Genomic DNA, 24,710 nt, shown 5'->3' on the forward strand with positions numbered 1-24,710 from the left:
GCGATTTTTTTGACGAGAGTGCATCGGTTGCGGAGCCACGACAGAGGCGAAAACGGGTGTTTGCGGTTTTCAGGACGCTGCGCGACGACACGACCGGCGCCGCCCTCGTCGAGGCGGCGCTCCTCGCGCCGTTGCTGATCGTGATCGGCTTCGCGACGATGGATTACGCCACCTTCGTCTACCAGCGCCACGTCATGCTCACCGGCGTGCGCGACGCGGCCCGCTATCTCGCCCGCACCGACTGCTCGGGTTCGGGCGAAGCCACGATGATACTCAATGCCAAGAACCTCGCCGTAACGGGACAAATTTCCGGCGGCACCTCGCGCGTCCAGGCCTGGACGATAGCAAATGTCCAAGTGTCTGGAACCAGCTCTAATCCGTGCGTTGCGATGGCCGCCTATACGACACTGCGGAATGGAATCCCGAGTCTGGTTACCGTTCAAAGCACTTTCAGCTACACGGGACTCGGCTTCGTGACCTCGCTCGGTCTTCCCATTCCCGCCCAGATCAGCGTGCAGCATACGGAACGGGTGATCGGGCAATGATCGCGCGCACCCTGCGATTTGCAAAAGATTCATCCGGCGCTGCCATGGTCGAGTTCTCGATCGTGCTTGTGATAACTCTGCTGCTGACGGGGGGCGTCATCGAAACGTTGTTCGCGTTCTGGCAGTGGAACTCCGCCATGAAGGCGGTGGAGCGCGGCGCGCGCATCGCGGCCGTGTCGAACCCGGTGCCGCAGAACCTCGTCAGCTCCTGGGCGTCCTACCTGCCGAGCGGCAAGGCGCCGGGCGATCCGGTTCCCGCTGGTGTATTCGACATCCTCTGTACCGGAGGCGGCACGACCTACGCCACGCTCACGGCATCGTGTTCGCCGACCACCTGGGGCGCCGGCTCGAAGGACGCAATGGCGAGGATTTTTTTCGGGCGACCCGACACTCCAGCCACAACCACGTTCACGTGCTCCAGCGCAAATTTTGGGCCTTATTCCGCTGGTATTTGCGATCTGTTTCCAAGGGCGACCCCCTCGAACGTCCAAGTCCGCTACCAAGCGACAGGGCTCGGTTTTTATGGCAATCCGAACGGCCCGACGCCGACCGTCACCGTCAAGCTTAGAAATCTTCAATTCGACTATGTTTTCATCAAAGGACTCGCGGGGATCGTGCAGACTCTGCTGCCGGACATCACCGCGACCGTGACGGGTGAAGACCTGAACAGCGCCGCACCAAGCTGAACCGAGAAGACCAACGAATGAACGCGCTGATCGTCCACCCGCACAGTACAGACGGCAAGGTCGCGCTGCTCGCGCATCTTCTCGAGCGGCTGCACCATGCCGTGCAGTACGTCGACAACCTGGACGAGCTCTCCAAGCAGGCGTCTTCCGGCACCAACCCGGCCATCGTCGTCATTCCCAACCTGCCGCCGCTCACCACCACGCCCCGGCAGATCGCCGGGCTGGCGGAGACGCTGAACCGGCACTTCTTCGTCTACGTCTCCGACGACATCTCCTCCGACGACTACAAGGCCCTGATCCGCAGCGGCTCGGCGGAGTGGGTGACGTGGAAGTCGGCGGTGACCGAGCTGGCCGACATCACGCGCCGGCGCGGCGAGCAGAACGGCGCCAAGTCCGGCGCGGCGGCCGGCCCGCCCCACGCCGTGGTCAGCTTCGTCGGCACGGTGGGCGGCGGCGGCAACACCACGCTGGCCATGGAAACCGGCATCGCGCTCGCGTCCGGGAAGGCCGGCGAGCGGATGAAGGTGGCCCTCGTCGACCTCGACTTCCAGCGCAGCGTCGTCTGCGACTACCTCGACGTGCAGCCCCGGCTCGATCTCCAGGAGCTGCTGCACAACCCCGAGCGCCTGGACGAATACCTGCTCGACATCTTCACGACGAAGCATCCGTCGGGCCTCGACATCTTCGCCGCCCCGCCCTCCAACATCGCGCTCGACTCGGTGCAGCCGACCGTCGTCTACGCGCTGCTCGACCAGCTTTTCGAGCGCTACCCGCTGGTGCTGCTCGACGTGCCGGCCATGTGGATGCCGTGGACGGGGGCGATCATCTCCAACTCGGACGAGGTGGTGGTGACCGGGCGCTATTCGGTCCCCGCCATCAAGCAGATCGTCTACAATCTGCGCGGCCTCGAGGAGCTGAAGGTCTCGAAAGAGCGCACGCTCGTCGTGGTCAATCATTGCGAGCGCAAGCTGATCGGCGGCGTCGCGCGCAACCAGGAGATGGACGGCGCGCTGACCGGCTTCCGGGTCGAGTACGTGCAGGCGGACGTGCCCTTCGCGACGGAATGCGTCAACACGGGCGAATCCATGCTGCAGAAGAGCCCCGTGCGGGGCGTCTGCCGCGACATCAAGCGGGTCGCCAAACTTGTGAGCGCGGTGACGCCGCGCTCGCACGCCGCGGTCGCCAAGGCAAGCTGACGAGGAGAGACGATGGCCAGCCGGTTCGGAGCCCTCACCCCCTGGCTCAAGCGCGAGGACAATCAGGACGTGCAAGTCCTGCCCGAGGCGCCTGTCGTCGAGCGGCCCGTCGAGGACACGCGCCCGCAGAAGCCGGCCCTCATCGAGGAGAAGGTCAAGCTTCACGCCAAGATCATCGACGAGTTCAACCTGCCGGTGCTCGAAAAGCTGTCCCGCGACGAGCTGTTCGGCCAGCTCGCGCCCTATGTCAGCGACCACGTGCGCAACGAGCGCATCCCGCTCAACCAGCGCGAGCTCGACGCCTTCATCGAGGAGATCATCGACGAGATGATCGGCCTGGGTCCCATCGAGCCGCTGCTCAAGGACCCGACCATCAACGACATCCTGATCAACACGCACGCGACCATCTATGTCGAACGCTTCGGCATGCTGGAAACGACCTCCGTCCGCTTCAAGGACGAGGCGCATCTGCTGCGCATCATCAACAAGATCGTCGCCGGCGTCGGCCGGCGCGTCGACGAATCCTCGCCCATGGTGGACGCCCGCCTCGCCGACGGCTCGCGCGTCAACGCCGCCATCCGGCCGGTGGCGATCGACGGCCCGCTGGTGTCGATCCGCAAGTTCTCCAAGAAGCCGCTGACGGTCGAGCGGCTGATCGAGGTCGACGCGCTGCGCGCGCCCATGGTCGAGGTGCTGCGCGCCGCCGTGCGCGGACGCCTCTCCATCATGATCTCGGGCGGCACGGGCAGCGGCAAGACGACGATGCTCAACGCGCTGTCGGGCTTCATCTCCCACAAGGAGCGCCTGATCACCATCGAGGACGCGGCCGAGCTGCAGCTGCAGCAGCCGCACGTGGGGCGGCTGGAGACGCGCCCTCCCAACGCCGACGGCCGCGGCGAAATTCGCCAGCGCGAGCTGGTCAAGAACGCGCTGCGCATGCGCCCGGACCGCATCATCCTGGGCGAGGTGCGCGGCGAGGAAGCCTTCGACATGCTCCAGGCCATGAACACCGGCCACGAGGGCTCGATGGCCACCATCCACGCCAACAACGCCCGCGAGGCGCTGCGCCGCCTGGAGCAGATGGTCGGCATGGCCAACATGCCGATGAGCCAGCAGAGCATCCGCTCGCAGATCGCCGGCGCGGTGCAGATGGTGGTGCAGCTGCAGCGCCTCTCGGACGGCAAGCGCCGCGTCACCAGCATCTCCGAGATCACCGGCATGGAAGGCGAGGTGATCCAGATGCAGGAGATCTTCCGCTTCGTGAAGGAGAACATCGACGCCGCCGGCAACATCCACGGCAGCTTCCGCGCCACCGGCGTGCGCCCGTCCTTCCTGGCCGCGCTGAAGGCGATGGGCGTCGACCTGCCGGCCGCCTACTTCGACTCCGGCTCGCCGCTGTGAGGGCCCCGGCATGACCACCGAAGACTGGCTGATCTTCGGCCTGCTGTTCGGCGCCGTCTTCCTGGCGGTGCAGGGGCTCTACCAGTATCTGGGCCGCGACGTCGCGCGCAAGAAGCAGATCAACCGCCGCCTCAGCGTCTCGGAGACGACCGAGAGCCGCACCAAGGTGCTGGAGCAGATCCGGCGCGAACGCGGCATTGGCGGGGCCGACAACCGCGAGTTCGGCTGGCTGAAGAGGCTGGTCATCCAGTCCGGCCTGCGCATGACCACGCGCAACTTCTTCGCCAGCGTGATCGCCGCCGGGCTCGTGGTGACCAGCGGCCTCGGCCTGCTCATCGGCGTCAACGCGCTCAGCGCCGGCATCGGCGGCGTGGTCGGCTTCGTGCTTGTGCTCGGCTACATCGCCTATACGCGCTATCGCCGCATCAGCAAGTTCGGCGAGCAGCTGCCCGAGGTGCTCGACATCATCGTGCGCAGCCTGCGCGCCGGCCACCCCCTGCCCGTCTCGCTCAACCTGGTGGCGCGCGAGATGACGGACCCCGCCGGCAGCGAGTTCGGCATGACGGGCGACGAGCTCGCCTACGGCCTCGACATCAAGACGGCGCTGGAGAACATGGCGCTGCGGGTCGGCAACGACGACCTGCTGTTCCTGATCACCGCCATCTCGATCCAGTCGCAGACCGGCGGCAACCTCGCCGAGATCATGTCGCGCCTCTCGAAGCTGCTGCGCGACCGCTTCAAGCTGAGCCGCAAGGTTCACGCGCTGACCTCGGAAGGCCGCTATTCCGGCATGTTCCTGTCGCTGCTGCCGATCCTGGTGTTCCTGCTGCTGAACGTGCTGTCGCCGAGCTATTACGGCGGCGTCGCGGACGATCCGAAGGTGCCCTACATCGTCGGCACCGCCTTGGTGCTCCTCGCGATCGGCAACTACGTCATGTATAAGATGGTCAACTTCAAGTATTGATGCAGATGCCCGCCCTCTCCCAAGACACCATCGCCCTCATCGTCGTCGCGGCGACCTTCCTGACCGTGGCGATGCTCGTGGCGATGGTCGGCCTCGCCGTGTCCCGGCGCGTGCGCATCCGCGAGCGCCTGGCCGTGGGCGCGGCGGCGGGGGGCCTCAACGTCTCCGACCCGCTCGGCCTCGCCGGCGGCAGTTCGGCGCGCTCGCCGGTGACCGAGAAATGGCTGGGCCTCGATCCGCAGAAGACCAGCAAGCTGCGCCTGGAGCTGATCCGCGCCGGCTTCTTTGCGCCGGAGGCGGTGACCTACTTCATCCTGATCCGCGCCGCCTGCGTGCTGGTGCTGCCGGTGGTCAGCTACCTCGCGCTGCCGATTTTCATGCCGGGGCTCGATCCCAAGGTCGTGCTGGGCCTGTCGATGGTGTTCCTGGTGCTCGGCTATCTCGGGCCGGACGCCTACGTGAAGCGCACCACCGAGGCGAACGTCCAGGAATACCGCAACCTGTTCCCGGACTTCCTCGACCTGATCCTGGTCTGCGTCGACGCCGGCCTCAGCCTGGAGTCGGCCCTCGAGCGCGTCAGCGGCGAGATGGTGCACCGCAACCGGAACTTCGCGACCAACCTGGCGCTGATGGGCGCGGAGATGCGCGCCGGGCGCTCCACCTCCGACGCGCTCGACAGCCTCGCCGAACGCCTCTCGCTCGACGAGGCGCAGTCCTTCTCCATGCTGCTGCGGCAGTCGCTGGAACTCGGCACGGACGTTTCCGATGCGCTGACGACTTTCAGCGAAGAAATGCGAGACAAGCGGCTGTCGCGGGCCGAAGCTAAGGCTTATGCACTGCCCGTTAAGCTTGTTGTGCCGCTTGGAGCCTTCATCTTTCCGGTGCTGATGATTGCAATTTTAGCACCTGCGCTGCTAAAGATGGCAAAGGCATTGCAGAGTTTCTGACCTGGGGGGTGGGATGCCGCACGTTCGTTCCGTTACGCTGGCCGCGATCCTGTGCCTGACAGGGCTGACGGGTTGCCAGAGCCTGAGCGACACCGCGATCGACGGCCAACCCGCCATCGAGAGCGGATACGCCCCGCAGGCCTATGCCGGCGACCCGAAGGCGCGCAGCGGCAAGGCCCATCTCGACGCCGGCGAATACGGGCTTGCCGAGCAGTCCTTCCGCGCCGCCGTCGAGGCGACGCCGCGCGACGGAGCGGCCTGGGTCGGCCTCGCGGCCTCCTACGACCGGCTCGGCCGGTTCGACCTCGCCGACCGCGCCTATCGCGAGGCGATCAAGCTGCAGGGCGAGACGGTCACCATCCTCAACAACCAGGGCTACTCCTACATGCTGCGCGGCGACGTGAAGACGGCGCGCGCGAAGTTCGAGAAGGCCCGCCGGCTGGACCCCGAGAACCAGGTCGTCCTGAACAACCTCGAACTGCTCTACGCCGGCCAGCAATATTTCAGGGGCGAGGCCCCCTGAGCCGCGCGAGCCGAACCGAAGACGCTCCCCTTTCCGCCGGCCGCGCCCGGCGGCCCGTTCCGCGTGGGCGTCCGCGCCGGGATCCCGGCCGGGACCGATGAGCGCCCCCGCCCCCCGGCCGGCTCCCCGGCGGACCTCCCGGCCTTCCCCCTTCGCCCCCTCCCGAATCCTGATCGCCGCCGCCCTGGCGCTGGCGGCGGCCTGCTTCGGCGCGCCCGCCCGAGCCCAGACCTATGTCGCCGACGAGACGGCGTGGCGTCTGGATCGTGTCGGCCGCGACCTCGTCGTGCTGCGCACGCCGCTCAACACCGTCAACCGGGGCTCGGCCGTCGGGCTGCTGATGTTCGTGTGCGCCCCGTCCTCGTCGAAGCTCGTCGTCTCCTTCTCGGACTCGAACTCGCTGCGCAGCGCCGGCGTCGTGGCGCGCGGTTCGGCCGCCATTTCCGTGCAGGAAGCCGGCCGGCGCCAGGCCGGCGACCGCCAGATCATGGCCGGGGCCAACATGCTGCCGGGCGGCAGTTTCGAGATCGTCGATATCCCGTCGGAGACGACCAACGTCGTCGGCTCGGTGGCCCGCTTCATCGCCAGCGGCGCTCGGCAGGTAACGTTCTCGCTGTTCGGCGGCTCGTCGTCCGGCCAGTTCGTCAAGGACCGCGTCGTGCGCGTCCGCTTCCCGGAGAACGCCGAGGCCGAAGCCCTGCCCGCCGAGTTCCAGATCGCCTGCCTGCAACTGGCGCGTCCGGGCCCATAGCGCCGCGACCTTCGGCCGGGGTGGCTATGCTTTGGGGCGGAAAGCCTTGCAGACGGCCGGATCGGTCTCGAACCTGTCGCCGCCGATCAGGTCGATGCAATAGGGGATGGCCGGAAACACCGCGTCGAGGCAGGTGCGGATCGCGCTGGGCTTGCCGGGCAGGTTGACGATCAGCGAGCGTCCGCGCGTCCCCGCCGTCTGCCGGGACAGGATGGCGGTGGGCACCTCCCGCAGGCTGGCGGTCCGCATCAGTTCCCCGAAGCCCGGCAGCATGCGCTCGCACACGGCCTCTGTCGCCTCCGGCGTCACATCGCGGGGGGCCGGCCCGGTCCCGCCGGTCGTCAGGATCAGGCTGCAGCCTTCCCGATCGGCGAGGTCGATCAGCGCCGCCGCGATGACGTCCTGCTCGTCGGGCACGACCCGCGCCACCGCCCGCCAGGGCGATGCCAGGATGTCGGACAACGCCGCGACGATGCCGGGGCCGCCCTTGTCCTCGTATTCACCGCGGCTGGCGCGGTCGGAGACCGTGAGCACGCCCACCGCAGATGCAACAACCTCGGCCATAACAGACTCCAAGCGGGTCGAAATTGGTGCGAATTGAGACAAACACAAAAATCAACGGTTCCGGTGGGAACTCAACAAAATATCGTGCGTTATCCGTCCAGCTTGCCGGCGCAGTGCGCCGGAAGAGCCGTTGGACCGTGGGCGGCGTGTCCGAAACAGGGGGAGGGGGACAACAGGAATCTATCCGCTACCGGTGAAACATCTTTAACACCTGGTCCCGACTTTCAGGAACCGACCATATCGTCACCTTACCCACCAGATGGCCAAAAGGTCATATCCCGGGTTTTCCTCGGGCCCTCCGTTGATCCACCTCGCGTTCTCAAAAACCATCGCGGTTCATTGTTCCGCACGTCATCAAAAAAAGAGGCCTCCGTGCGAACTGCAGATGCGACCAATGTCCGGGACCTTCCCCTGTTCCGGGGAATGACCGACGAACACTTCGAAGCGCTCGTCCAGCCCGCGTTCCTGCAACGCTTTCCTCCGCACGTCACGCTCTTCGAAAGAGGGCAGACGCCGGACTTCCTCTACGTCGTGCTGGAAGGAGCCGTGGAGCTGTTCGCCCGCCACATCGAGCGGGAAACCACAATCGCGATCCTCACGCCGGTCTCGACATTCATCCTGGCGGCCGTGCTCAAGCGTCAGCCCGTGCTGACCTCCGGCCGTACTCTCGACCCGTCGCGCATCCTGATGATTCCGACGGAAGTCGTTCACACCATGCTGGAGCAGGACCCGGGCTTCGCCCTGGCGATCGCCAACGAGATCGCTGGCGCCTATCGCGGCGCGGTGAAGGAGCTCAAGAGCCAGAAGCTGCGCACCAGCGTGGAGCGACTCGCCAACTGGATCATCCGCGAACACGGCGTGCGCGGCGGCGGCGGCGAGTTCGACATCCCGTTCGACAAACGCACCCTCGCCTCGCGCCTCGGCATGACGCCGGAGAACCTGTCGCGCAACTTCGCGACGCTGACGCGCCACGGCGTCGAGGTGCAGGGCCGGACGATCCGCATCAAGGACGCGCAGTCGCTGGAGAAGCTGGCCCAGCCCGATCCGCTGATCGACGAGGCCGAAGCCAGCTTCTGACCGCCGCTTCACCGCCGCTCGCAGCGTCCCGCCGCGCGCAAGCTCGCCATGCGCGCGGCGGACGTTGCGTCGCGCGCCAAGACCCGTTCAAGTGGCGGCCGGCTTCGCGCGCCGTCCCGGCGCGCCGGGCCCAACGAGGCCAAAAGGCCAAGTGAGCGGATTCCAGGTGAGCGGGTTCCAGGTGAACGGCGTCGAGGAGACTGTCAGGGAGGCGACGGCGGGCGGCACGGGCGGCAGCGCCGTGCCGGGCTGGGTCGCGCCGCTGGCGGCCACCATCCTGCTCCAGACGACCACCGCCTTCCTGAGCCGGCTGGTGCCGACGCTCGCGCCCATCCTGATGGTGGCCACAGGACTGCCCGAGCAGTCGATCGGCTACATGTCGGCGCTCAGCACGGCTGGCTCGATGCTGTTCCTCTCCATGGGCACGCCGGTGATCCGCCGCTACGGGCCGATCCGCACGCTGCAGGTGGGGATGCTTCTCTCCGGCTTCGGCATCGCGCTGCTGGCGTCGTCGTCCTGGGGCCTGCTGTGGATCGCCAGCGTGCTGCTCGGGCTCGGCTACGGCCCGTCCGCCCCGGCCGGCAGCGACATCCTGCTGCGCCACGCGCCGGCCCGGCACCGCACGCTGATCTTCTCGATCAAGCAGGCGGGCGTGCCGCTGGGCGGCGTCGCCGCCGGGCTCGCCCTGCCCTTCCTTGTCGAGCGCATGGACTGGCGGCTCGCCGTCCTGCTGCTCGCCTCGGTTCCGATCGTCACCGTGGCCGCCGTCCAGCCGGTCCGCGCCGCCATCGACGCGGCGCGCGACCCCGCCGCGCGGGTCAGCGCGGGTTTCCTGTTCTCGCCCGGCAACATGATCGCGCCGTTGCGGATCGCCAACGCCTCGCCGACCTTGCGCCGTCTCTCGGCCGCCGGCTGCGGCTTCGCCATCGGCCAGGGCACGTGGATCGCCTTCCTCGTCACCTACCTCGTCCACAAGGTCGGCATGGACCTCGTCTCGGCCGGCGCGATCTTCGCCATCATGCAGGCGACGGGCATTTTCGGCCGCGTCCTGCTCGGCTGGGTCTCGGACCGCACCGGCGCGGGGCTCGCAACGCTGGCGGTCTCGGCGCTGAGCGGCGCGATCACCACGGCGGCGTTCGTCTCCAGCGGCCCAGATTGGTCGTTCGGAGCGTTCGCGCTGCTCGCCGGCATCGCCGGCGTCACCGTGTCGAGCTGGAACGGCGTCCACCTGGCGGAAGTCGCGCGGCTGTCGCCGCACGGGCACGTCAGCGAAGCCACGGCCGGCGCGACGCTGGTGACGTTCTTCGGCTACGTGATCGGCCCCGCGGGGTTCGGGGCCGTCGTCGCGCTGTCGAACAGCTACGCGCTCGCCTTCGGCCTGGTGGCGGCGATCTGCCTCGCCTCCGCCGTCGCGCTCGTGCCGGAACTGCGCCGCGCGCCGGCCTGACTCAGGCCAGCTTGTCGCCGAGGAACTCCAGCGTGCGGGCGCGCGCCAGATCGGCCGCCGGCTGGTTGAAGCTGCCGCGCTGGTCGCAGTTGAAGCCGTGGTCGGCGTCGTAGACGAACACGGCGAGGTGCGGATAGGCGGCCTTGATCTTCTCGACGTCGGTCTGGGGGATGTGCTTGTCGAGCGCGCCGAAGTGCATGATCGTCGGGATCTTCGGGGTCTCGTCCAGCATGCCGGCGATGCCGCCGCCGTAGTAGCAGACCGCCGCCGCGAGGCCCTTCAGCCGGCACGCGGAGGCGTAGGCCAGCGTGCCGCCCCAGCAATAGCCGACCACGCCGACCTTGCCGCCCTCGGCCGCGACCGCGATCGCCGCCTCGATGTCGGCCAGCGCGTCCTCGTTCTTGACCTTCGCCCGCACCGCCGCGCCGCGGGCGATGTCGTCCGGCTTGTAGCCCAGTTCGAGCCCGCGCTCGGCACGGTCGAACAGCGCCGGCGCGACCGCGAGGTAGCCCTCGGCGGCGAACCGGTCCGCCACGCTGCGGATATGCGAATTGACGCCGAAGATCTCCTGGATCACGACCAGCCCGCCCTTCGGCGCGCCCTTCGGAGACGCCTTGTAGGCCGCGCACTCGAATCCGTCCCTGGCTTTCAGCGCGATTGTCTCGCCCATCGTTTTTGTCCTCTCGCGTGTGGGGCGGGATTTATCGCCCGCCGCGCGCGGGCTGCCAAGCCTCGGCACGCGGGGCAGCCCCGCCGCGCCGGGAACCCTCCCCGCCCCTCGTTGTTTCCGCAGCACACTCAAGAGGAGACACGGCATGGAGACGAGGACCGACCAGGCGGCGCGCGACAAGGTGCTCGAGCTGATCCGCGACACGCACATCGCCATGCTCGCCTCGCGCGGCGAGGGCGGGCGCATGCACGCGCGCCCGATGGGCGTCAACACCGCCGAGTTCGACGGCACGCTGTGGTTCTTCACCGACGCCGAGTCCCCCAAGGTGGACGAGCTGCGGCGCGACCCGGAGGTGCTCGTCACGTTTTCGGACGAGAAGAGCCAGAACTACGTCTCGATCACCGGCCGCGCCGAGATCGTGCGGGACCCGACCAAGGCCAAGGCGCTGTGGTCGGAGGCCATGCGGACGTGGTTTCCCAAGGGGTCGGACGACCCCCGCATCGCCCTGCTGAAGGTGGATGTCGAGGTGGCGGAATACTGGGACAGCCCGTCGAGCACCATGGTCTACGCCTACGGCTACCTGAAGGCCGTGACCACGGGCGAGCGCCCGCACCCCGGCGACACCGGCACGGTGCGGTTCTGACCATGATCACCGGGCGTCTCATCAAGGCGGCGCGCATCCTCGCCGGGCTCGACGTGGATGCGCTGGCGGCGAAGGCCGGCGTGGAGCCCGCCGCCCTGGCCGGGCTGGAAGCCGCCGGCGAAGGGCCCGGCATTCCGGGCGAAGCCGTGTTCGAGCGGACGCGGCGGGCCCTGGAGGGCGCGGGTATCGCGTTTCTGGACGACGGCGGCGTCGGCGTCATGCTGCGCTCGGCGCTGTTCGACGAGGGCCTGAGGCCCGAGGAGCTGACCGCCGAGAACGACGACTGAGGCTCAGTACTCCCACTCCGCCGCGCCGCCCACCGAGGTGCTGCCGTCGGCCCCGATCTGGCCGCGCAGCTTGAGGTGGCGCGTCACGTCGACATCGACGCCGATGCCGGTGTCGCGCGGGTCCGCCCCGGCCTTCACCCCTACCCGGACGTTGCGGTTGAGATAGCGCGCCGCGCCCACCGCCGGGCCGCCGCTCGCGCCGGAGGTGACGTCGAGGCTGTCGACGCCAAGCGAACGGCGCAGCGCTTCGAAGCCGCCCGGCCCCGCGCCGCCGGCGAGCTGCGCCACCGTCTGCGCCAGTTGCAGGGCCTGCAGCCCGGTCAAACCGCCCGCCGCGCGCCCGAACAGGATGCGCGACAGCACCTCGTCCTGCGGCAGGCCGGGCTGCGAGGAGATCACGAAGGAAGGCTGCGTGGCCGGGCCGGTGATGCTGATCTGCGCCGTCACTTCCGCCGCCTGGGTCTGGGCCAGGAAGTCCAGCGTCGGCGTGAGGTCGCCGGTGAAGGCGAGCCGCCCGCGCACGAGGTCGATGCGCTGGCCGGCGAGATCGATTTCGCCGCGCCGCAGCTCGAACGCGCCGACCGCGACCGGGTCGCGGCTGGTGCCGGTGAGACGCAGGCCGCCGCCCAGCTCGGCGTTCAGCCCCCGGCCGCGCACGAAGATGCGGTTCTGCGCGGAGATCGCCAGGTCGAAGCCGATGACGAACGGCGCCTGCGCCCGCGCCGCGCGCGCCTTGGCCAGCATGGCGAGCCGCTTCGCCGCTTCCGGGCCGGGCCGGATGTGGCGCGTGCCGGGCAGCGGCGCGAGGGTCTCCGGCAGCCGGTCCGGCACCGCCACGTCCATCGCGATGATGTCGACGCGGCCGGACACGCGCGGCGTGCGCGCCACCGGCCCGGCGATCCGCAGGTCGAGGTTCGCGGTGGCCGAGACGACGTCGCTCGAAAGCACCTGGGCGCGCGTGCCGACGATGCGCAGGTCGGCCGGAAAGCCCGCCCCCGGGTCGACCTGCACGCGGCCGCTCGCCTGGAGGGTGCCGCCGTTGGCGGTCGTCGCCGTCAGCCGTTCCACGGAAATGGCTTCGCCCTGGGCGGCGAAGCGCCCCTCGATGCCCTGCAGCCGGATACCGACGAGCGCGTCGGTGAACGTGCCGCCTGACAGCGTCGCGGAGCCACCGAGCCGGGGCTTCGCCAGCGTGCCCGTGGCGGTGAGGTCAAGGCTCATGCGGCCGGTCACCTGCTGGCCGCCCGACGCCAGCATGGTGTTGAGCACGGCAAGATCGAGCGGCCCGCTCAGGCGCAAGTCCAGCGCCCCCGCGCCCAGCGGCGCGGAGCCGGTGGCCCGCAGCACGCCGATGCGGCCGAGCGCCAGCGAGGCGTCGACGGTGGCCCGCCCGCCGGCCAGCCGGCCGCTCGCCTTGAGCTCGCCCGGCGGCAGGCCGGCGTCGCGCGTGGCGCGGGCGGCCAGGCCGGCGACGGCGAGGCGATAATCGCCGGTCGGCGACGACGCCGGGCCGTTCAGCCCCACATGCGCGTCGGCCCGCCCTTCGAGCCCGAGGTCCGGCGCGACCAGCGAGGCGAGCGAGAGCGGAACGGCCTTGGCGTCGAGGGTCAGGGCGAGGTCGCGCCCGGCGCGGCCGGTCAGCTCGATGCGTCCGGTCCCCGCCTCCAGCACGAGGCCGTCCGTGGCGACCTCTCCCTTGTCGATGCGGATGGTCGCGGGCCGCTGCAGCGCGATGCGCGTCCCGTTGCGGCGGGCCGAGAAGGCGGCGAGCGTCACCGCGATGGGCGGGCCGGGCGCGACGCGGCCGGAGGCGTCGAGATCGAAGCCGAGCCCACGCGCCGTCAGCGCCACGTCGCTGCCGCCCGCCCCGCCCCTGCTGGTGAGGCGAATGGTGTCGAAGCTCTGGCCCACCGCGACCAGACGCTCGACGGTCACCGACGCGTCGAGCGCGAAGGCCCCGTAAATGTCCCGCGCCACGGCCTGCCCGTCGAGGCGGCGCAGCATCACGCCGCCGACCGCGAGGCGATCGGCCTTGGCGCGGGCGTCGACGTTCTGCCGTCCGCCATCCGCCGAGAGCGCCAGCTTGGCGTCCAGGGACCCCTTGGCGGGGACGAGGATGAGCGGCGCGATGTCGTCGAGATCGCCCGCCGTCACCGACAGCTCGCCCTGTGCGAGCCTGCGCGCGTCGAGCCGAACGGAGCCGGCCGCGCGCACCGAGCCCAGCGAGACGTCAAGCCCCTGCAAGGCGAGCCCGCCGTCGGCCCCGGCGAGGCGCGCCTGCCCGCGCAGCGTCTTGCCGTCGACGAGGCCGGAGGCCGAGATCGTGGCGTCGAGCGCGCCGGTCACGTCGCGCGCCGCGATCTCGACGGCGAGGCGCGGAACCGGGCGGCCCAGCATGCGCGCCTCGTCCAGCGTGAACCGGGCGGCGACGTCGGGCTTGCGCAGCGAACCCGTCAGCTTCGCCTCGCCGGCGGCGCGGCCCGACAGCCGCTCGTCGGCGCGGGCGAGGTCTGGGATGTCGAGGCGGGCGGTCAGGTCGGCGCGCTCCTCGGTCGCGCGGCCGTCGACCGACAATGTAATGTGCCGGCCCGCCAGCCGGAACGTCTCAAACGCGTAGCCGCCCGGCACGCGCGCCGCGACGCCCTGCACCCGCACCGAGCCGGCGAAGAGCGGGTCGAGGCGCGGGATGTCGAGAGAGAGGCCCGTCGCCTCGCCGTCGAGGTCGGCGCGGACGGTGTAGCGCGAGGGGTTGCCGTCGAGCCCCGCCTTCAGCCGCGCCGCGCCGCGCAGGTCGCGGCCCGCGACGCCCGAGAAGGCGGTGAGATCCGGCGCCGTGAGCTGCGCCTCGCCCTTCAATTCGCGCCGGCCGACACGACCGGCGAACTGCGCCTGCGCGGTCTCGGTCGCCACGCGCGCCTGCTCGAGGTCGAGCACGAAACCGGCGTCGAGCGCGCCCCGCGCCGCGATGTCGAGCCGCCCGCCCACCGCCCGCGCGAGCGCGGGATCGGCGAGCGCGACGCCGCGCGCGGCGAGGTCGAGCGTCAGGGCCGTCTTGCCGGGGCCGCCGCCGGCAGGCGGCGCCGCCGAGAACGTGCCCTCGACCGAGCCGAAGCGCCCGTCGGGACCGCTGAGGTCGGAGGCGGAGAGCCTGGCCTCGATGCGCGGCGCGGTCACCGGCCCGCGCGCCGAAGCATCGAGCACGAGGCGACCGATGGTCGCCGCGCCGGCGCGGGTCGTCGTTCCGTCGGTCGGCAAGGCGCGGATCGAGAGCGCGAGGTCGACGTCGCGGACCGGATCGACCGTGCCCGTCAGCGACAGCCGCGCGGTGCGCGAGGAGACTTCGAGACGTCGGACGGCGAGCGCGCCGTCGTCGCCAGCCAGCAGATCGCCGGCAAGCTGGGTCGTGCCGGCGAAGATGGGGCCGACCACGGGAGGCAGCAGGTTTTCGATGCGCGCGTCCAGCGCCAGTTGCACGCGCCGTCCGGCCGCCTCGCGGTTGACGGTGGCGCGCCCCTGCGCGCCGACATCGGGGCCGGAGTCGAAGTCGAGGCTCGCCGTCCAGCCGTCCAGCGGCCCCGAGCCGTCGGCCCGAAGGCGGATCGGCGGCGTGCCGGGCAGGTTGGCGAGGCGCGACAGCAGGCCGCCCGCCGGCTCGTCGAGATTGAGGCCGAGGTCGAGCTGTGTGGTCTGCGGCACATAGCCCAAAGCCACGGCGAACCGACCGGGTGCGTCGAGCCGGTTGGCGGTGATCTTCAGCGACAGCCCCTCGGCGGGGTTCCCGAGCACTGCGGACCCCTGCGCGGCGATCCGCGCGGCAGTGCCCAGCACCGGCTCGCCGAGGGCGAGCTCCTTCATGGCGAAAGCCCCGACCACGATCTTGACCGGAAGCTCGGGCAGGGCCGGCGCGTCGGCCGCCGCGGCGGCTGCCTCCTCCTCGGCGACCGGGCGCCGAGCAATGGTCATCCGGTCGATCTCGAGCGTGTCGATCTGCAGCCGGCGGGAGAACAACGCGGTGCGGCTCCAGACGAGGCGGGCGCGGTCGACCGAGAGCCAGACGCCCTCGCGGTCGGCGATGCGCACGTCGCGGATCACGGCGTCCGAGGACAATGCGCCCTCGACCTGGCCGATGGTGACGCGGTTCTCGGGCGTCGAGAGCGCCCAGGAGAGAATGCCCGCCAGCGTGCCCTGGTCGCTCTGCGCGCGGCCGGGCGAACCGGCCAGATAGGCCAGCGCGACCGCCAGCACCGCGAGCGCCGCCAGCGAACCGGAGAGAATGCGCCGAAGCCGAGCCATCAGAACGCCTGCCCCACGCCGATGTAGAGGGTGACGGGCCGGTCCCCGGCCCGCTTGTTCAGCGGAACCGCGACGTCCAGCCGGATCGGGCCGATGGGCGTATAGTAGCGCAGCCCGACGCCCGCGCCGATGCCGAGCGTTTCCTTGAAGTCCGGATAGCGGTTCTCGTAGGCCATGCCGGCGTCGACGAACGGCACGATGCCGATGGTGTCGGTGACCTTGATGCGGGCTTCCACCGAGCCGTCGAGCAGGCTGAGGCCGCCGGTCGGGTCGAGGCCGATGCGGGGGCTAAGGGACTGGTACTTGTAGCCGCGCACCGAGCCGCCGCCGCCGGCGTAGAAGCGGTAATTGGCAGGCACCGCGTCGATATCGGCCCCCAGCAGCGTGCCGAAGCCGACGCGGCCGGCGAGGATGATGTCGCTGTCCTCGTCGACGGACCAGTAGGCGGACGCCCCGGCGCGCCCGATGGTCATGTTCACGGTCGAGCCCAGGAACGAGGGATAGGGCGTCAGCGACGCGGTGGCGCGGATGCCGCGCGTCGGATCGAGCGGACGGTCGGTGGAATCGTAGGTGACGGACACGGGCAGGCCGACCAGCGTGTAGTCGATCTGGCCCTGGACGTTGGAGGCCTGGCCTCGGTCGAACCGCAATCCGGCCTGCGCCGAGGTGAGGTCGGTCCAGCGATAGCGCAGGGCGAGATCGCCGCCGACGTGGCGCGCGACATAGGCGTCGGTGGATTCGCGGGCGAAGGCGGCGGAGGCGAGCAAGTCCGTGCGCGTTCCCCACAGGCCGGGCTTCATGAAGGTGAAGCCGAGCCGCCAGCCGAGATCCGCCCAGGTGAGGTCCTGGATGCTCTTCAGCGGCTCGCCGTCGTTGCGCGTCGCCTGGAACACCGAGCCCTCGAGGCGCAGCGTTTCCGCGCCGCCGAACAGGTTGCGATGCGTCCAGTAGGCGTTGAGCTGCGGCCCGTCGATGGTGGAATAGAGCGCCGAAGCGCCTACCGCCCGCATCTTGCGCTCGGTGAGTTCGACGAACACCGGCAGTTCGCCGTTGGCGTCGAGCTTGTCGGCTTCGCGGATGCGGATCGAACCCAGCGCCTCGACGCGGGCCAGCGACTTGCGGATCCCTGCCAGCTCCGCCGGCGAGTAGGGGTCGCCCTGCTCGGCGTAGATGAAGGAGCGCACCGGCGCGGGATCGACCGTGGTGAGCCCGCTCATCGTGATCGGGCCGAGCCGCGCCACCGGCCCCGGCGTCACCGTGAAGGTGACGTCCATGGCCCCGGCGGGATGGTCGACGACGGGCTCCAGGCGGCTGACCTTGGCGAAGGGGTGGGAGAGGTCGCGCAGGCGGTCGACCATGCGCGACTGCGCCGCGAGGATATCGGCCGAATGCGCCGGGTCGCCGGGATTGAGGCCGATCACGCGCTGCGGCATCTCGGCGGGCGGGAACGGCCCGCCGGTGCGCCCGTCGATCACCGCGATGCGGCGCAGCGTGAATTCCCGTCCCGTTTGAACGACGACGCGGACGGGAACCGGGGCGCGGTTGCGATAGGCCTCGGCGGCGCGCGGCGCGGCCGGGTTCGGGCCGCCTCCCAGGCGCAGCCGGACGCCGGCCACCTCGATCTCGACCGTCGCGTCGTAGTAACCCAGCCCCCACAGGGCGTCGAGCACGCGCGGCAGGTCGCTCTCTGCGAGGAAGACCAGCGCCTCGCCCCCGGCGGGCGCCTCGTTGCGCAGCTTGTAGAGGTTGGAGGCGTCCTTGACGGCCTGCTCGACGCCCTTGGCGTCCGCGCCGTCGATGGTGACCTCATAGGGCAGAGCCGCCGCCGACGGCGTTGGCGGCTTGTCGGAACCGAAGCCGAGGAAGCCGAGCAGATCGAGCGCTGCGGCGGGCCCGCTGGGCGGAGCGAAGACGAACGCGCCGGCCAACGCCAGCACCGTCATACGCCTCACGCCCCTCCCGCACGCTTCGAACATTCCCCCTCCATGCCGCCCGGCGCCGCCGCGTCGCGCCGGGTCGATGGGCCAAATACGCCGCCCATCGTCCGCACCGGCAAGGCGATCGTGTGGCGCGCCAGCCGGGATCGTGCGTCCGCCCGACTATAGCAGACGGGCAGGCCGAAGGTTCCTCAACCTTACCGGGAATGGTTAACGCGCGGGGGCCGGCGGTGGGGCGGGCGCATCCTCGGCGATGCGGTAGACGTCGTCCACGCGGCCTTCCGCCGCCTTGACCAGGCCCGGCGCGGGCGGGACGGCGGGCCGGCAGCCGAAGTGGAACAGGACGAAGGTGTCGAACACCCGCCCGGACGTGGGGGCGAGCGCGGCGTCGTCGCGCAGGACTTCGGTCACCTCGCGCGGCGTCAGCGCCTGCCAGGGCAGCACGAAGCGCCGCCATTCCGGCCGAACCTCGACCGGCTGCATGCCCCTGCCGGTGAACAGGAGGTGGACGAAGCTGCCGCGCTCCAGCACCGCCGCCGCCACGGCATGCTGGTAGGCGTGCGCCAGTTGCGGGCTGGCGGCTTTCGGCTCGCACACGTCGTCGACGACGTGGCCGACGAGCACCCGGGACTGCGGCGGGATCGCCGCCAGCGTGCGGCGGACGTCGGCGAGGTCGTCGAGAAAGGCGTTCCACGGCCCCAGCACGAGCGCCACCCGCGCCGCGATCAGCAGGGCGAAGGCGATGACAAGGCCGCGCGTGTCCGCCTGCGGCCGGCGCAGGCTCAGGGAGGCGACGGCCACGAACGCGATATAGACGTGCACGCGCGCGTCGAGCAGGCTGCCCGGCCCGTAGGAGGTCGGCATCGCCAGTACGACGAGATAGGCGACGAGCAGCGCCGCGCTCATGCGCGGGTCGAACCGGCACCCGCCGCGCCGGATGATCAGGAACAGCACGGCGGCGAGCCCCAGCATCGCCACCTGGTCCGAGAGCAGCGACACCGAGGCGAGAGGCGCGTAGAGCAGCGTCTTCAGGTTCTTCTCGACCGCGAAGCCGACCTTGGTTTCGAGCGGCTCGGAGGCGAGCAGCAGGACGAGGCCGGCGACGAAGAACGGCGCGACGGCGACGCCGCGCACGATGTCCGCCCAGCGCGGCCAGCGCAGGCGCGGGAAGGTCTCCATCAGCCCGATCAGGCCCACGGTGACGGCGAAGGCGACGAGATGCGCGAAGAACAGCAGCACCGCCATGACGTTGAACGCCACGAGGCGCATCGCGACCGGCCGGTCCCGCAGGCGCAGCCAGAGCGACAGGCAAACCAGCCCCAGCCCCGCGCCGAGGGCGAAGTTGAACAGGCCGGTCGTCAGCAGCACGTTGTAGGAGAGCACCGGCACCGCGAGAATCGTCACCGGCGGGCGGCCGTGCAGCGTCGCGGAGAGCAGCCACGCCCCCGCCCCCATCAGCAGGATGTCGACGATCCACAGGCATCGCAGGAACGAGACCGGCGACAGAATGTCGCGCAAGAGCCAGTAGAGCGCGTCGATGCCGAGGTTCGGGATGACGCCCCAGTGAACCGCGTAGAACCGCAGCACCGGGTCGCCCGGCGCGGCGGACAACACCGAGAAACGCGCGGCGTGGTTAAAGAAATCCCACGAAAACGGCACTGGAAACCACAGGGCCGGCGCGGCGACGAGGGCCATTCCCGACCAGAAAACGAGCGCAATGCGGCGGTCGTCGGCAGTTGTGGTGTTCAAACCGCAAGGTCCTCGGCGGGAGCCGGCGTGCTTCCCGCTTGACGCGGACGGCCGGGACGGGTGGGACTTCGATGACTTAAACAGATAACATAAAGACTTTGCATCTAACCTGAGCCATCCCTCCGAGCTGGAGCTTCACAATGCTGGTTGGCCACGCGCCGGTGAGCGTCATGTCAGGTACGACCACCCCGATGCTTCCCGCGCAAGTGTCGATCGTGGTGCCGATCCTGAACGAGCGCGACAATGTCGGCATCCTCGTCGACCGCCTGCGCGCGCTGCTGGACGGGCTGGCGTGGGAGATCGTGTTCGTCGACGACGACTCCAAGGACGGCACCGGCGGGGTGCTGCGCGAGCTGGCGCGGCAGGACCCCCGCGTGCGCGGCCTGCGGCGCGTCGGACGGCGCGGGCTCAGCTCCGCCTGCATCGAGGGCGTGCTGGCCACCTCCGCCCCCTACGTCGTCATCATGGACGGCGACCTGCAGCACGACGAAACGATCCTGCCGCGCATGGTCGCGGCGCTGCGCGGCGGCGCCGACCTCGTCGTCGGCAGCCGCTACACCGGATCGGGCGGGGTCGGCGACTGGGACGCGCGGCGCGCCTGGATGAGCCGCTTCGCGACCCGCCTCTCGGCGATGGTCAACAAGTGCAACCTCAGCGACCCGATGAGCGGCTTCTTCGGGTTCACGCGCGAATTGTTCGACGAGGCGCTGCCGCGCCTGTCGGGGCTCGGCTTCAAGCTCCTGCTCGACATGTGCAGCTCGGTCGACCGCAAGCTCACCGTGGTCGAGGAGCCCTACGGGTTCCGCTCTCGCGCCCACGGCGAGAGCAAGCTCGACTCGCTGGTGGCGTGGGAATTCCTGATGCTGCTGGCCGACAAGAGCTTCGGCCGGGTGATCCCGGCGCGCTTCCTCGCCTTCATGCTGGTCGGCGGCTCCGGCGTCTTCGTCCACATGGCCGCGCTGTGGACGCTGCTGGCCGTGGCCGACCTGAGCTTCGCCGCCGCGCAGACCGGCGCGAGCTTCGTCGCCATGACGTCCAACTTCGCGCTCAACAACGCCCTCACCTACCGCGACCGCAGGCTGACAGGCCGCCGCCTCGTGCTCGGCCTGCTCAGCTTCTACGCCGTGTGCTCGGCCGGCACGGTCGCCAACGTGGGCGCGGCGTCGTACCTGTTCGGCACGGCGCAGCAATCGTGGTGGCTGTCGGGCTTCGCCGGCGTCGTCATCGGCTCGGTGTGGAACTACGCCATGACCTCCATCTTCACCTGGCGCAAATGACGGCGAGCGACACCGCCGCGGGGCTCGCGGCCGAGCAGCCGGCCGCGCCGAGCCAGAGCTCCGGCGTGACGCGCCGGGCGGTGCTGATCGGCTTCGCCGTGTTCGCGATCCTGTCGCTCGGCAACCCGCAGGGCCTGCTCAACGACGCCGACACGCTGTGGCACATCTCGGTCGGGCAGTGGATCCTCGACCACCGCGCCTTTCCGGACAAGGACCTGTTCTCCTTCACCATGGCCGGGCAGCCCTGGATCGCCAAGGAGTGGCTGTCGCAGGTGATCCTCGCCGTCGCGGCGGGCGTCGGGGGCTGGACCGCGGTGAGCCTGCTGACCTGCGTGACGGTGGGCGCCAGCTTCGGCCTGCTCGCCTGGATGCTGCTGCGCGCCACCGGGCCGGTCGCCGCCTACCTGATGCTCGGCGGCGCCTACGTGCTGGTGCTCGGGCACCTGCTGGCGCGCCCGCACGTGCTCGCCTTCCCTGTGATGCTCGTCTGGTTCTGGGGCCTGTCGCGCGCGTCGGAGGACAGCCGCGCGCCGTCCCTGCTGCTGCTGCCGGTGATGACCGTGTGGGCGAACATGCACGGCGCGTTCACCTTCGGCCTCACGGCCAGCGCCGGCTTCGCGCTCGACGCCGTGCTGCGCGCCGCGCCCGAGCAGCGCAGGGGTCTGGCGCTGCGCTGGGCCGCCTTCATCGTCGCCGCCTTCGGCTTCGCCTGCCTGACGCCCTACGGCCCGCAATCGCTGCTGATGACGCGAAAGATCTACGGGCTCGGCGAGGCGCTGAACTTCATCATCGAGTGGCAGCCGACCAATTTCCGCACCGAGTGGCCGCTGGGCGCGGTGCTGATGCTGTATCTGCTCGCCGCGCTGTGGTTCCGCGTCCAGCTCCCGCCGGGGCGCGTGCTGATCGTCGTCGGGCTTTCCTACATGGCGCTGCAGGCGACGCGGAACCTCGAACTGTTCGGTTTCCTGACGCCCATCGTGGTCGCCGGCTCGCTCGGCCTGCGGCCGACCGGCGAGCGGCGGAACTTCCTCCCCGGCGTGCCCGACAAGGCGCTCGCGGCCGGCATGGCCGCCATGGCGGCGGTGGTGGTGGGCGTCGCCGCGCTCCGCCACGTCGCCCCGCCCGTCGGGCACCAGGTGACGGCGGCGCTCGACCACGCCGTCAGCGCCGGCTACGCGCAGCGCCCGGTGTTCAACGACTACGGCATGGGCGGCGAGATGATCGCCCGGCGCATCCCGACCTTCATCGACGGCCGCGCCGAACTGTTCGGCGAGGCGTTCGTGATGGACTACGTCCGCACCTCGCTGTTGTCGGTGAAGGCGGACCCGCTCGCCATGCTGGACCGCTACAAGGTGGAGTGGACGCTGCTGTCGCCCTCCGCGCCCATGGTCCATTACCTCGACCAGCGGCCGGACTGGCGGCGCGACTACACCGACGACGTCGCGGTGATCCACGTGCGCGTCAAGCCGCCGCCGGGCTAACGTCAATCCGGGCGGGGAACCCGGCAAAGCTCCGGCCGTTGTCATGCGCGCCCGCAGTCGGGTGGCCGAGCGCGCCCGTCATGCCAGAAACCTCCACGCCGAATACTGTTCCGCCCGCCCAGCGGCCGCACGAGCTCGACCGCGCCGACGGCACGACGAGCACCGTCATCGTGGCCATCGCGGTCGTGGCCTCGCTCTACGCGGGGCGCGACATCTTCGTCCCCATCGCGCTCGCCATCCTGCTCACCTTCGTGCTCGCCCCGGCGGTGCGCCGGCTGCAGGCGCTGCGCATCGCGCGCCCGGCGGCGGTGCTCATCGTCGTCGTCCTCGCCATCGGCGTGATCGGCGCGATCGGCGGCATCGTGGCGATGCAGGTGACGGAGCTGGCCGGCAACCTGCCCCGCTACCAGACGACCATCCGGGAGAAGGTGCAGACGGTGCGGGGCGCGACGGCCGGCCACGGCGCGATCGAGCGCGCCGCCGACCTGCTCCAGGATCTCGGCCAGGAACTGCGCGGCAAGTCGGACAAGGCGACGACCGCGCCGGCCGCCCAATACCCGTCGGCCGAACCTCCGCCGCCGCCCAGGCCCGAGCCGCCCAAGCCGATTCCCGTGGAGACGCATCCGCCGGAGCCCGGCCCGGTTCGCGCGCTGCTGGACCTGATCGAGCCCGTCGTGCATCCGCTCGCGACGGCCGGTCTCATCGTCATCTTCGTCGTCTTCATCCTGCTCCAGCGGGAAGACCTGCGGAACCGGATGATCCGCCTCGCCGGCTCGAACGACATCCAGCGCACCACCGCCGCCATCGACGACGCCGCCCACCGGCTGAGCCGGCTGTTCCTCGTGCAGCTCGGCCTCAACACGAGCTTCGCCATCGTCATCACGATCGGGCTGTGGCTGATCGGCCTGCCCAGCCCCGCGCTGTGGGGCATTCTGGCCGGCGTGATGCGCTTCGTGCCGTATATCGGCGCGTTCCTCTCGGCGGTGTTTCCGCTGACGCTGGCGCTCGCCGTCGATCCGGGCTGGTCGATGCTGCTGTGGACCGCCGCGCTCTACGTCATCGTCGAGCCACTCGTCGGCCACGTGCTCGAGCCGCTGCTGTTCGGCAAGACGACGGGGCTGTCGCCGGTCGCCGTGGTCATCTCGGCGGCGTTCTGGACGTGGCTGTGGGGGCCGATCGGACTGCTGCTGGCGACGCCGCTGACCATCTGCCTCGTCGTGCTCGGCCGCCACGTGGACAGGCTCGAATTCCTCGAGGTGATGTTCGGCAGCACGCCGGCGCTGTCGCCGCAGGAGGTGTTCTACCAGCGCATGCTCGCCTCCGACCCTCTCGAGGCCGCCGACCAGGCCGAACCGGTGCTGGCCGAAAAGGGGGTCGCCGCCTATTACGACGATGTCGCCCTGCCCGGCCTCGAAATGGCGCAGGCTGACGTGGCGCGCGGCGCGCTGGATTTCGGCCGCGTCGAGACGATCCGCGACGCGGCTGCCGAACTCGTCTCCGACCTCACCGACGCCGGCGCGGCGGCCCGCCCGGCGGCGGACGCCACCTCCGGGGACGCCGCGAAGACGCCCGACGCCACGCCAGTGTCCAGCCCGCGCGACAGGTTTTCAGAGGCGTGGCGAGGCGACGCGCCGGTGCTCTGCATTCCGGGACGCAGCCCGCTCGACGAGGCGGCGGCGCGCATGCTCGCGCACGTGCTGTCAGACTCCGGCCTGCCGACAAGGGTCGAACCCGCGGGCTCGCTCACGACCGCCCGCCTCTTCCATCTCGATCCGGCTGGCGTCGCGCTCGTCTGCCTGTCCTATCTCGACACGTCGAGCCCCGGCCACATGCGCTACGCGGTCAAGCGCCTGCGGCGGCGTTTCCCCGAGGCGCGCGTGATGATGGGCGCCTGGGGGATGCGGGAGGAGGAGAGCGACCGGCGGGAGGTGGTGAAGCAGACCGTGGCGGCCGACATTTTCGTCACCTCCATCGCCGAAGCCGCGCAACTGGCGGTGGAAGAGGCCACAAGCCGCGCGCCCGCCGAGCGGGAGGTCCCGGCCGACAAGCCGCGCGCGCGCGCCGCGGCCGCGCTCGCCGCCCGCGCCGTGCCCGTCAAATAGGCGTCGAGACCCGGAAACAGGTTCGAAAAGGTGCGGCACGGGTCAGTCTTGTTGCGTCATGGCAACAGTGTTCCACCCAATTGCCTTCCAACGGCATCGCTCAAGCCGGTTTGAACGTTGAAGCACAGACAGCACGCTTCGCGTTCACTAAAGGACTTCCCCGTCCCTTC

The 24,710-nt window shown here is 70.3% G+C and carries 20 protein-coding genes; 15 read left to right on the plus strand and 5 right to left on the minus strand.

Features of this window, described 5'->3' with window-relative positions; translation table 11 throughout:
• Positions 1-56 precede the first annotated feature (56 nt).
• The 8 genes from NK718_RS04965 (at position 57) to NK718_RS05000 (ending at position 7,013) form a co-directional block, all read left to right on the plus strand.
• Positions 57-545, plus strand: a complete 489-nt coding sequence (locus NK718_RS04965) for a TadE/TadG family type IV pilus assembly protein (protein ID WP_254739225.1) — start codon at positions 57-59, stop codon at positions 543-545.
• The gene (locus tag NK718_RS04970) at positions 542-1,231 is read left to right on the plus strand and encodes a TadE/TadG family type IV pilus assembly protein (protein WP_254739228.1); all 690 of its coding nucleotides are present in this window, start codon (positions 542-544) and stop codon (positions 1,229-1,231) included. The genes NK718_RS04965 and NK718_RS04970 overlap by 4 nt, the downstream gene beginning before the upstream one ends.
• A 17-nt stretch (positions 1,232-1,248) precedes the next feature.
• The gene (locus NK718_RS04975; protein ID WP_254739230.1) at positions 1,249-2,427 is read left to right on the plus strand and encodes a CpaE/TadZ family protein; all 1,179 of its coding nucleotides are present in this window, start codon (positions 1,249-1,251) and stop codon (positions 2,425-2,427) included.
• 12 nt (positions 2,428-2,439) lie between these two features.
• On the plus strand, positions 2,440-3,828 hold the full coding sequence (locus tag NK718_RS04980; protein ID WP_254739232.1) for a TadA family conjugal transfer-associated ATPase: 1,389 nt from the start codon (positions 2,440-2,442) through the stop codon (positions 3,826-3,828).
• Between the two features lie 10 nt (positions 3,829-3,838).
• Positions 3,839-4,792 carry a type II secretion system F family protein gene (locus tag NK718_RS04985; protein WP_254739234.1) on the plus strand — a complete coding sequence of 318 codons (954 nt, stop codon included), beginning with the start codon at positions 3,839-3,841 and terminating at the stop codon, positions 4,790-4,792.
• Complete coding sequence (locus NK718_RS04990) at positions 4,792-5,739, plus strand: type II secretion system F family protein (protein WP_254739236.1); 948 nt, start codon at positions 4,792-4,794, stop codon at positions 5,737-5,739. The genes NK718_RS04985 and NK718_RS04990 overlap by 1 nt, the downstream gene beginning before the upstream one ends.
• A gap of 13 nt (positions 5,740-5,752) precedes the next feature.
• Positions 5,753-6,262, plus strand: a complete 510-nt coding sequence (locus NK718_RS04995; protein ID WP_254739238.1) for a tetratricopeptide repeat protein — start codon at positions 5,753-5,755, stop codon at positions 6,260-6,262.
• A 97-nt stretch (positions 6,263-6,359) separates the two neighbouring features.
• Positions 6,360-7,013: a hypothetical protein gene (locus tag NK718_RS05000; RefSeq protein ID WP_254739240.1), complete on the plus strand. Its 654-nt coding sequence runs from the start codon at positions 6,360-6,362 to the stop codon at positions 7,011-7,013.
• Between the two features lie 24 nt (positions 7,014-7,037).
• On the opposite strand, the gene mog is transcribed toward NK718_RS05000, so the two are convergent.
• Positions 7,038-7,577, minus strand: a complete 540-nt coding sequence (mog, locus tag NK718_RS05005; protein ID WP_254739242.1) for a molybdopterin adenylyltransferase — start codon at positions 7,575-7,577, stop codon at positions 7,038-7,040.
• 372 nt (positions 7,578-7,949) lie between these two features.
• Between mog and NK718_RS05010 the strand changes: the two genes are divergently transcribed.
• Positions 7,950-8,654, plus strand: coding sequence for a cyclic nucleotide-binding domain-containing protein (locus NK718_RS05010; RefSeq protein ID WP_371877213.1), 705 nt, complete (start codon positions 7,950-7,952; stop codon positions 8,652-8,654).
• A 166-nt stretch (positions 8,655-8,820) separates the two neighbouring features.
• Positions 8,821-10,101, plus strand: a complete 1,281-nt coding sequence (locus tag NK718_RS05015; RefSeq protein ID WP_254739246.1) for an MFS transporter — start codon at positions 8,821-8,823, stop codon at positions 10,099-10,101.
• 1 nt (position 10,102) lies between these two features.
• Here NK718_RS05015 and NK718_RS05020 read toward each other — a convergent pair whose 3' ends face one another.
• Positions 10,103-10,771, minus strand: a complete 669-nt coding sequence (locus NK718_RS05020; protein WP_254739248.1) for a dienelactone hydrolase family protein — start codon at positions 10,769-10,771, stop codon at positions 10,103-10,105.
• Positions 10,772-10,916: 145 nt separating this feature from the next.
• Between NK718_RS05020 and NK718_RS05025 the strand changes: the two genes are divergently transcribed.
• Together NK718_RS05025 and NK718_RS05030 are read left to right on the plus strand one after the other, a co-directional pair.
• Positions 10,917-11,414, plus strand: coding sequence for a pyridoxamine 5'-phosphate oxidase family protein (locus NK718_RS05025; RefSeq protein WP_254739250.1), 498 nt, complete (start codon positions 10,917-10,919; stop codon positions 11,412-11,414).
• Between the two features lie 2 nt (positions 11,415-11,416).
• Positions 11,417-11,701, plus strand: coding sequence for a DNA-binding protein (locus tag NK718_RS05030; RefSeq protein WP_254739252.1), 285 nt, complete (start codon positions 11,417-11,419; stop codon positions 11,699-11,701).
• 3 nt (positions 11,702-11,704) lie between these two features.
• On the opposite strand, the gene NK718_RS05035 is transcribed toward NK718_RS05030, so the two are convergent.
• The 3 genes from NK718_RS05035 to NK718_RS05045 form a co-directional block, all read right to left on the minus strand.
• The gene (locus NK718_RS05035) at positions 11,705-15,994 is read right to left on the minus strand and encodes a translocation/assembly module TamB domain-containing protein (protein ID WP_254739254.1); all 4,290 of its coding nucleotides are present in this window, start codon (positions 15,992-15,994) and stop codon (positions 11,705-11,707) included.
• Positions 15,994-17,937 carry an autotransporter assembly complex protein TamA gene (locus tag NK718_RS05040; protein ID WP_254739314.1) on the minus strand — a complete coding sequence of 648 codons (1,944 nt, stop codon included), beginning with the start codon at positions 17,935-17,937 and terminating at the stop codon, positions 15,994-15,996. Before NK718_RS05040 ends, NK718_RS05035 begins: the two co-directional genes overlap by 1 nt.
• Before the next feature lie 204 nt (positions 17,938-18,141).
• Positions 18,142-19,680 carry a hypothetical protein gene (locus NK718_RS05045; RefSeq protein WP_254739256.1) on the minus strand — a complete coding sequence of 513 codons (1,539 nt, stop codon included), beginning with the start codon at positions 19,678-19,680 and terminating at the stop codon, positions 18,142-18,144.
• A 170-nt stretch (positions 19,681-19,850) separates the two neighbouring features.
• Between NK718_RS05045 and NK718_RS05050 the strand changes: the two genes are divergently transcribed.
• From NK718_RS05050 to NK718_RS05060, 3 genes are all read left to right on the plus strand, one after another.
• On the plus strand, positions 19,851-20,957 hold the full coding sequence (locus NK718_RS05050) for a glycosyltransferase (protein ID WP_254739258.1): 1,107 nt from the start codon (positions 19,851-19,853) through the stop codon (positions 20,955-20,957).
• Positions 20,954-22,438: a glycosyltransferase family protein gene (locus NK718_RS05055; RefSeq protein WP_254739260.1), complete on the plus strand. Its 1,485-nt coding sequence runs from the start codon at positions 20,954-20,956 to the stop codon at positions 22,436-22,438. The genes NK718_RS05050 and NK718_RS05055 overlap by 4 nt, the downstream gene beginning before the upstream one ends.
• A gap of 80 nt (positions 22,439-22,518) precedes the next feature.
• The gene (locus NK718_RS05060; protein ID WP_254739263.1) at positions 22,519-24,540 is read left to right on the plus strand and encodes an AI-2E family transporter; all 2,022 of its coding nucleotides are present in this window, start codon (positions 22,519-22,521) and stop codon (positions 24,538-24,540) included.
• The last annotated feature ends 170 nt before the right edge of the window (positions 24,541-24,710 follow it).

The organism is Alsobacter ponti (assembly GCF_024294805.1).
Lineage (GTDB): Bacteria > Pseudomonadota > Alphaproteobacteria > Rhizobiales > Beijerinckiaceae > Alsobacter > Alsobacter ponti.

Coding starts and splice junctions, on each gene's coding strand:
- NK718_RS04970 (WP_254739228.1), top strand. CDS start 542: ATGATCGCGCGCACCCTGCGATTTGCAAAAGATTCATCCGGCGCTGCC.
- NK718_RS04975 (WP_254739230.1), top strand. CDS start 1,249: ATGAACGCGCTGATCGTCCACCCGCACAGTACAGACGGCAAGGTCGCG.
- NK718_RS04980 (WP_254739232.1), top strand. CDS start 2,440: ATGGCCAGCCGGTTCGGAGCCCTCACCCCCTGGCTCAAGCGCGAGGAC.
- NK718_RS04985 (WP_254739234.1), top strand. CDS start 3,839: ATGACCACCGAAGACTGGCTGATCTTCGGCCTGCTGTTCGGCGCCGTC.
- NK718_RS04990 (WP_254739236.1), top strand. CDS start 4,792: ATGCAGATGCCCGCCCTCTCCCAAGACACCATCGCCCTCATCGTCGTC.
- NK718_RS04995 (WP_254739238.1), top strand. CDS start 5,753: ATGCCGCACGTTCGTTCCGTTACGCTGGCCGCGATCCTGTGCCTGACA.
- NK718_RS05000 (WP_254739240.1), top strand. CDS start 6,360: ATGAGCGCCCCCGCCCCCCGGCCGGCTCCCCGGCGGACCTCCCGGCCT.
- mog (WP_254739242.1), bottom strand. CDS start 7,577: ATGGCCGAGGTTGTTGCATCTGCGGTGGGCGTGCTCACGGTCTCCGAC.
- NK718_RS05020 (WP_254739248.1), bottom strand. CDS start 10,771: ATGGGCGAGACAATCGCGCTGAAAGCCAGGGACGGATTCGAGTGCGCG.
- NK718_RS05025 (WP_254739250.1), top strand. CDS start 10,917: ATGGAGACGAGGACCGACCAGGCGGCGCGCGACAAGGTGCTCGAGCTG.
- NK718_RS05030 (WP_254739252.1), top strand. CDS start 11,417: ATGATCACCGGGCGTCTCATCAAGGCGGCGCGCATCCTCGCCGGGCTC.
- NK718_RS05035 (WP_254739254.1), bottom strand. CDS start 15,994: ATGGCTCGGCTTCGGCGCATTCTCTCCGGTTCGCTGGCGGCGCTCGCG.
- NK718_RS05040 (WP_254739314.1), bottom strand. CDS start 17,937: ATGACGGTGCTGGCGTTGGCCGGCGCGTTCGTCTTCGCTCCGCCCAGC.
- NK718_RS05050 (WP_254739258.1), top strand. CDS start 19,851: ATGTCAGGTACGACCACCCCGATGCTTCCCGCGCAAGTGTCGATCGTG.
- NK718_RS05055 (WP_254739260.1), top strand. CDS start 20,954: ATGACGGCGAGCGACACCGCCGCGGGGCTCGCGGCCGAGCAGCCGGCC.
- NK718_RS05060 (WP_254739263.1), top strand. CDS start 22,519: ATGCCAGAAACCTCCACGCCGAATACTGTTCCGCCCGCCCAGCGGCCG.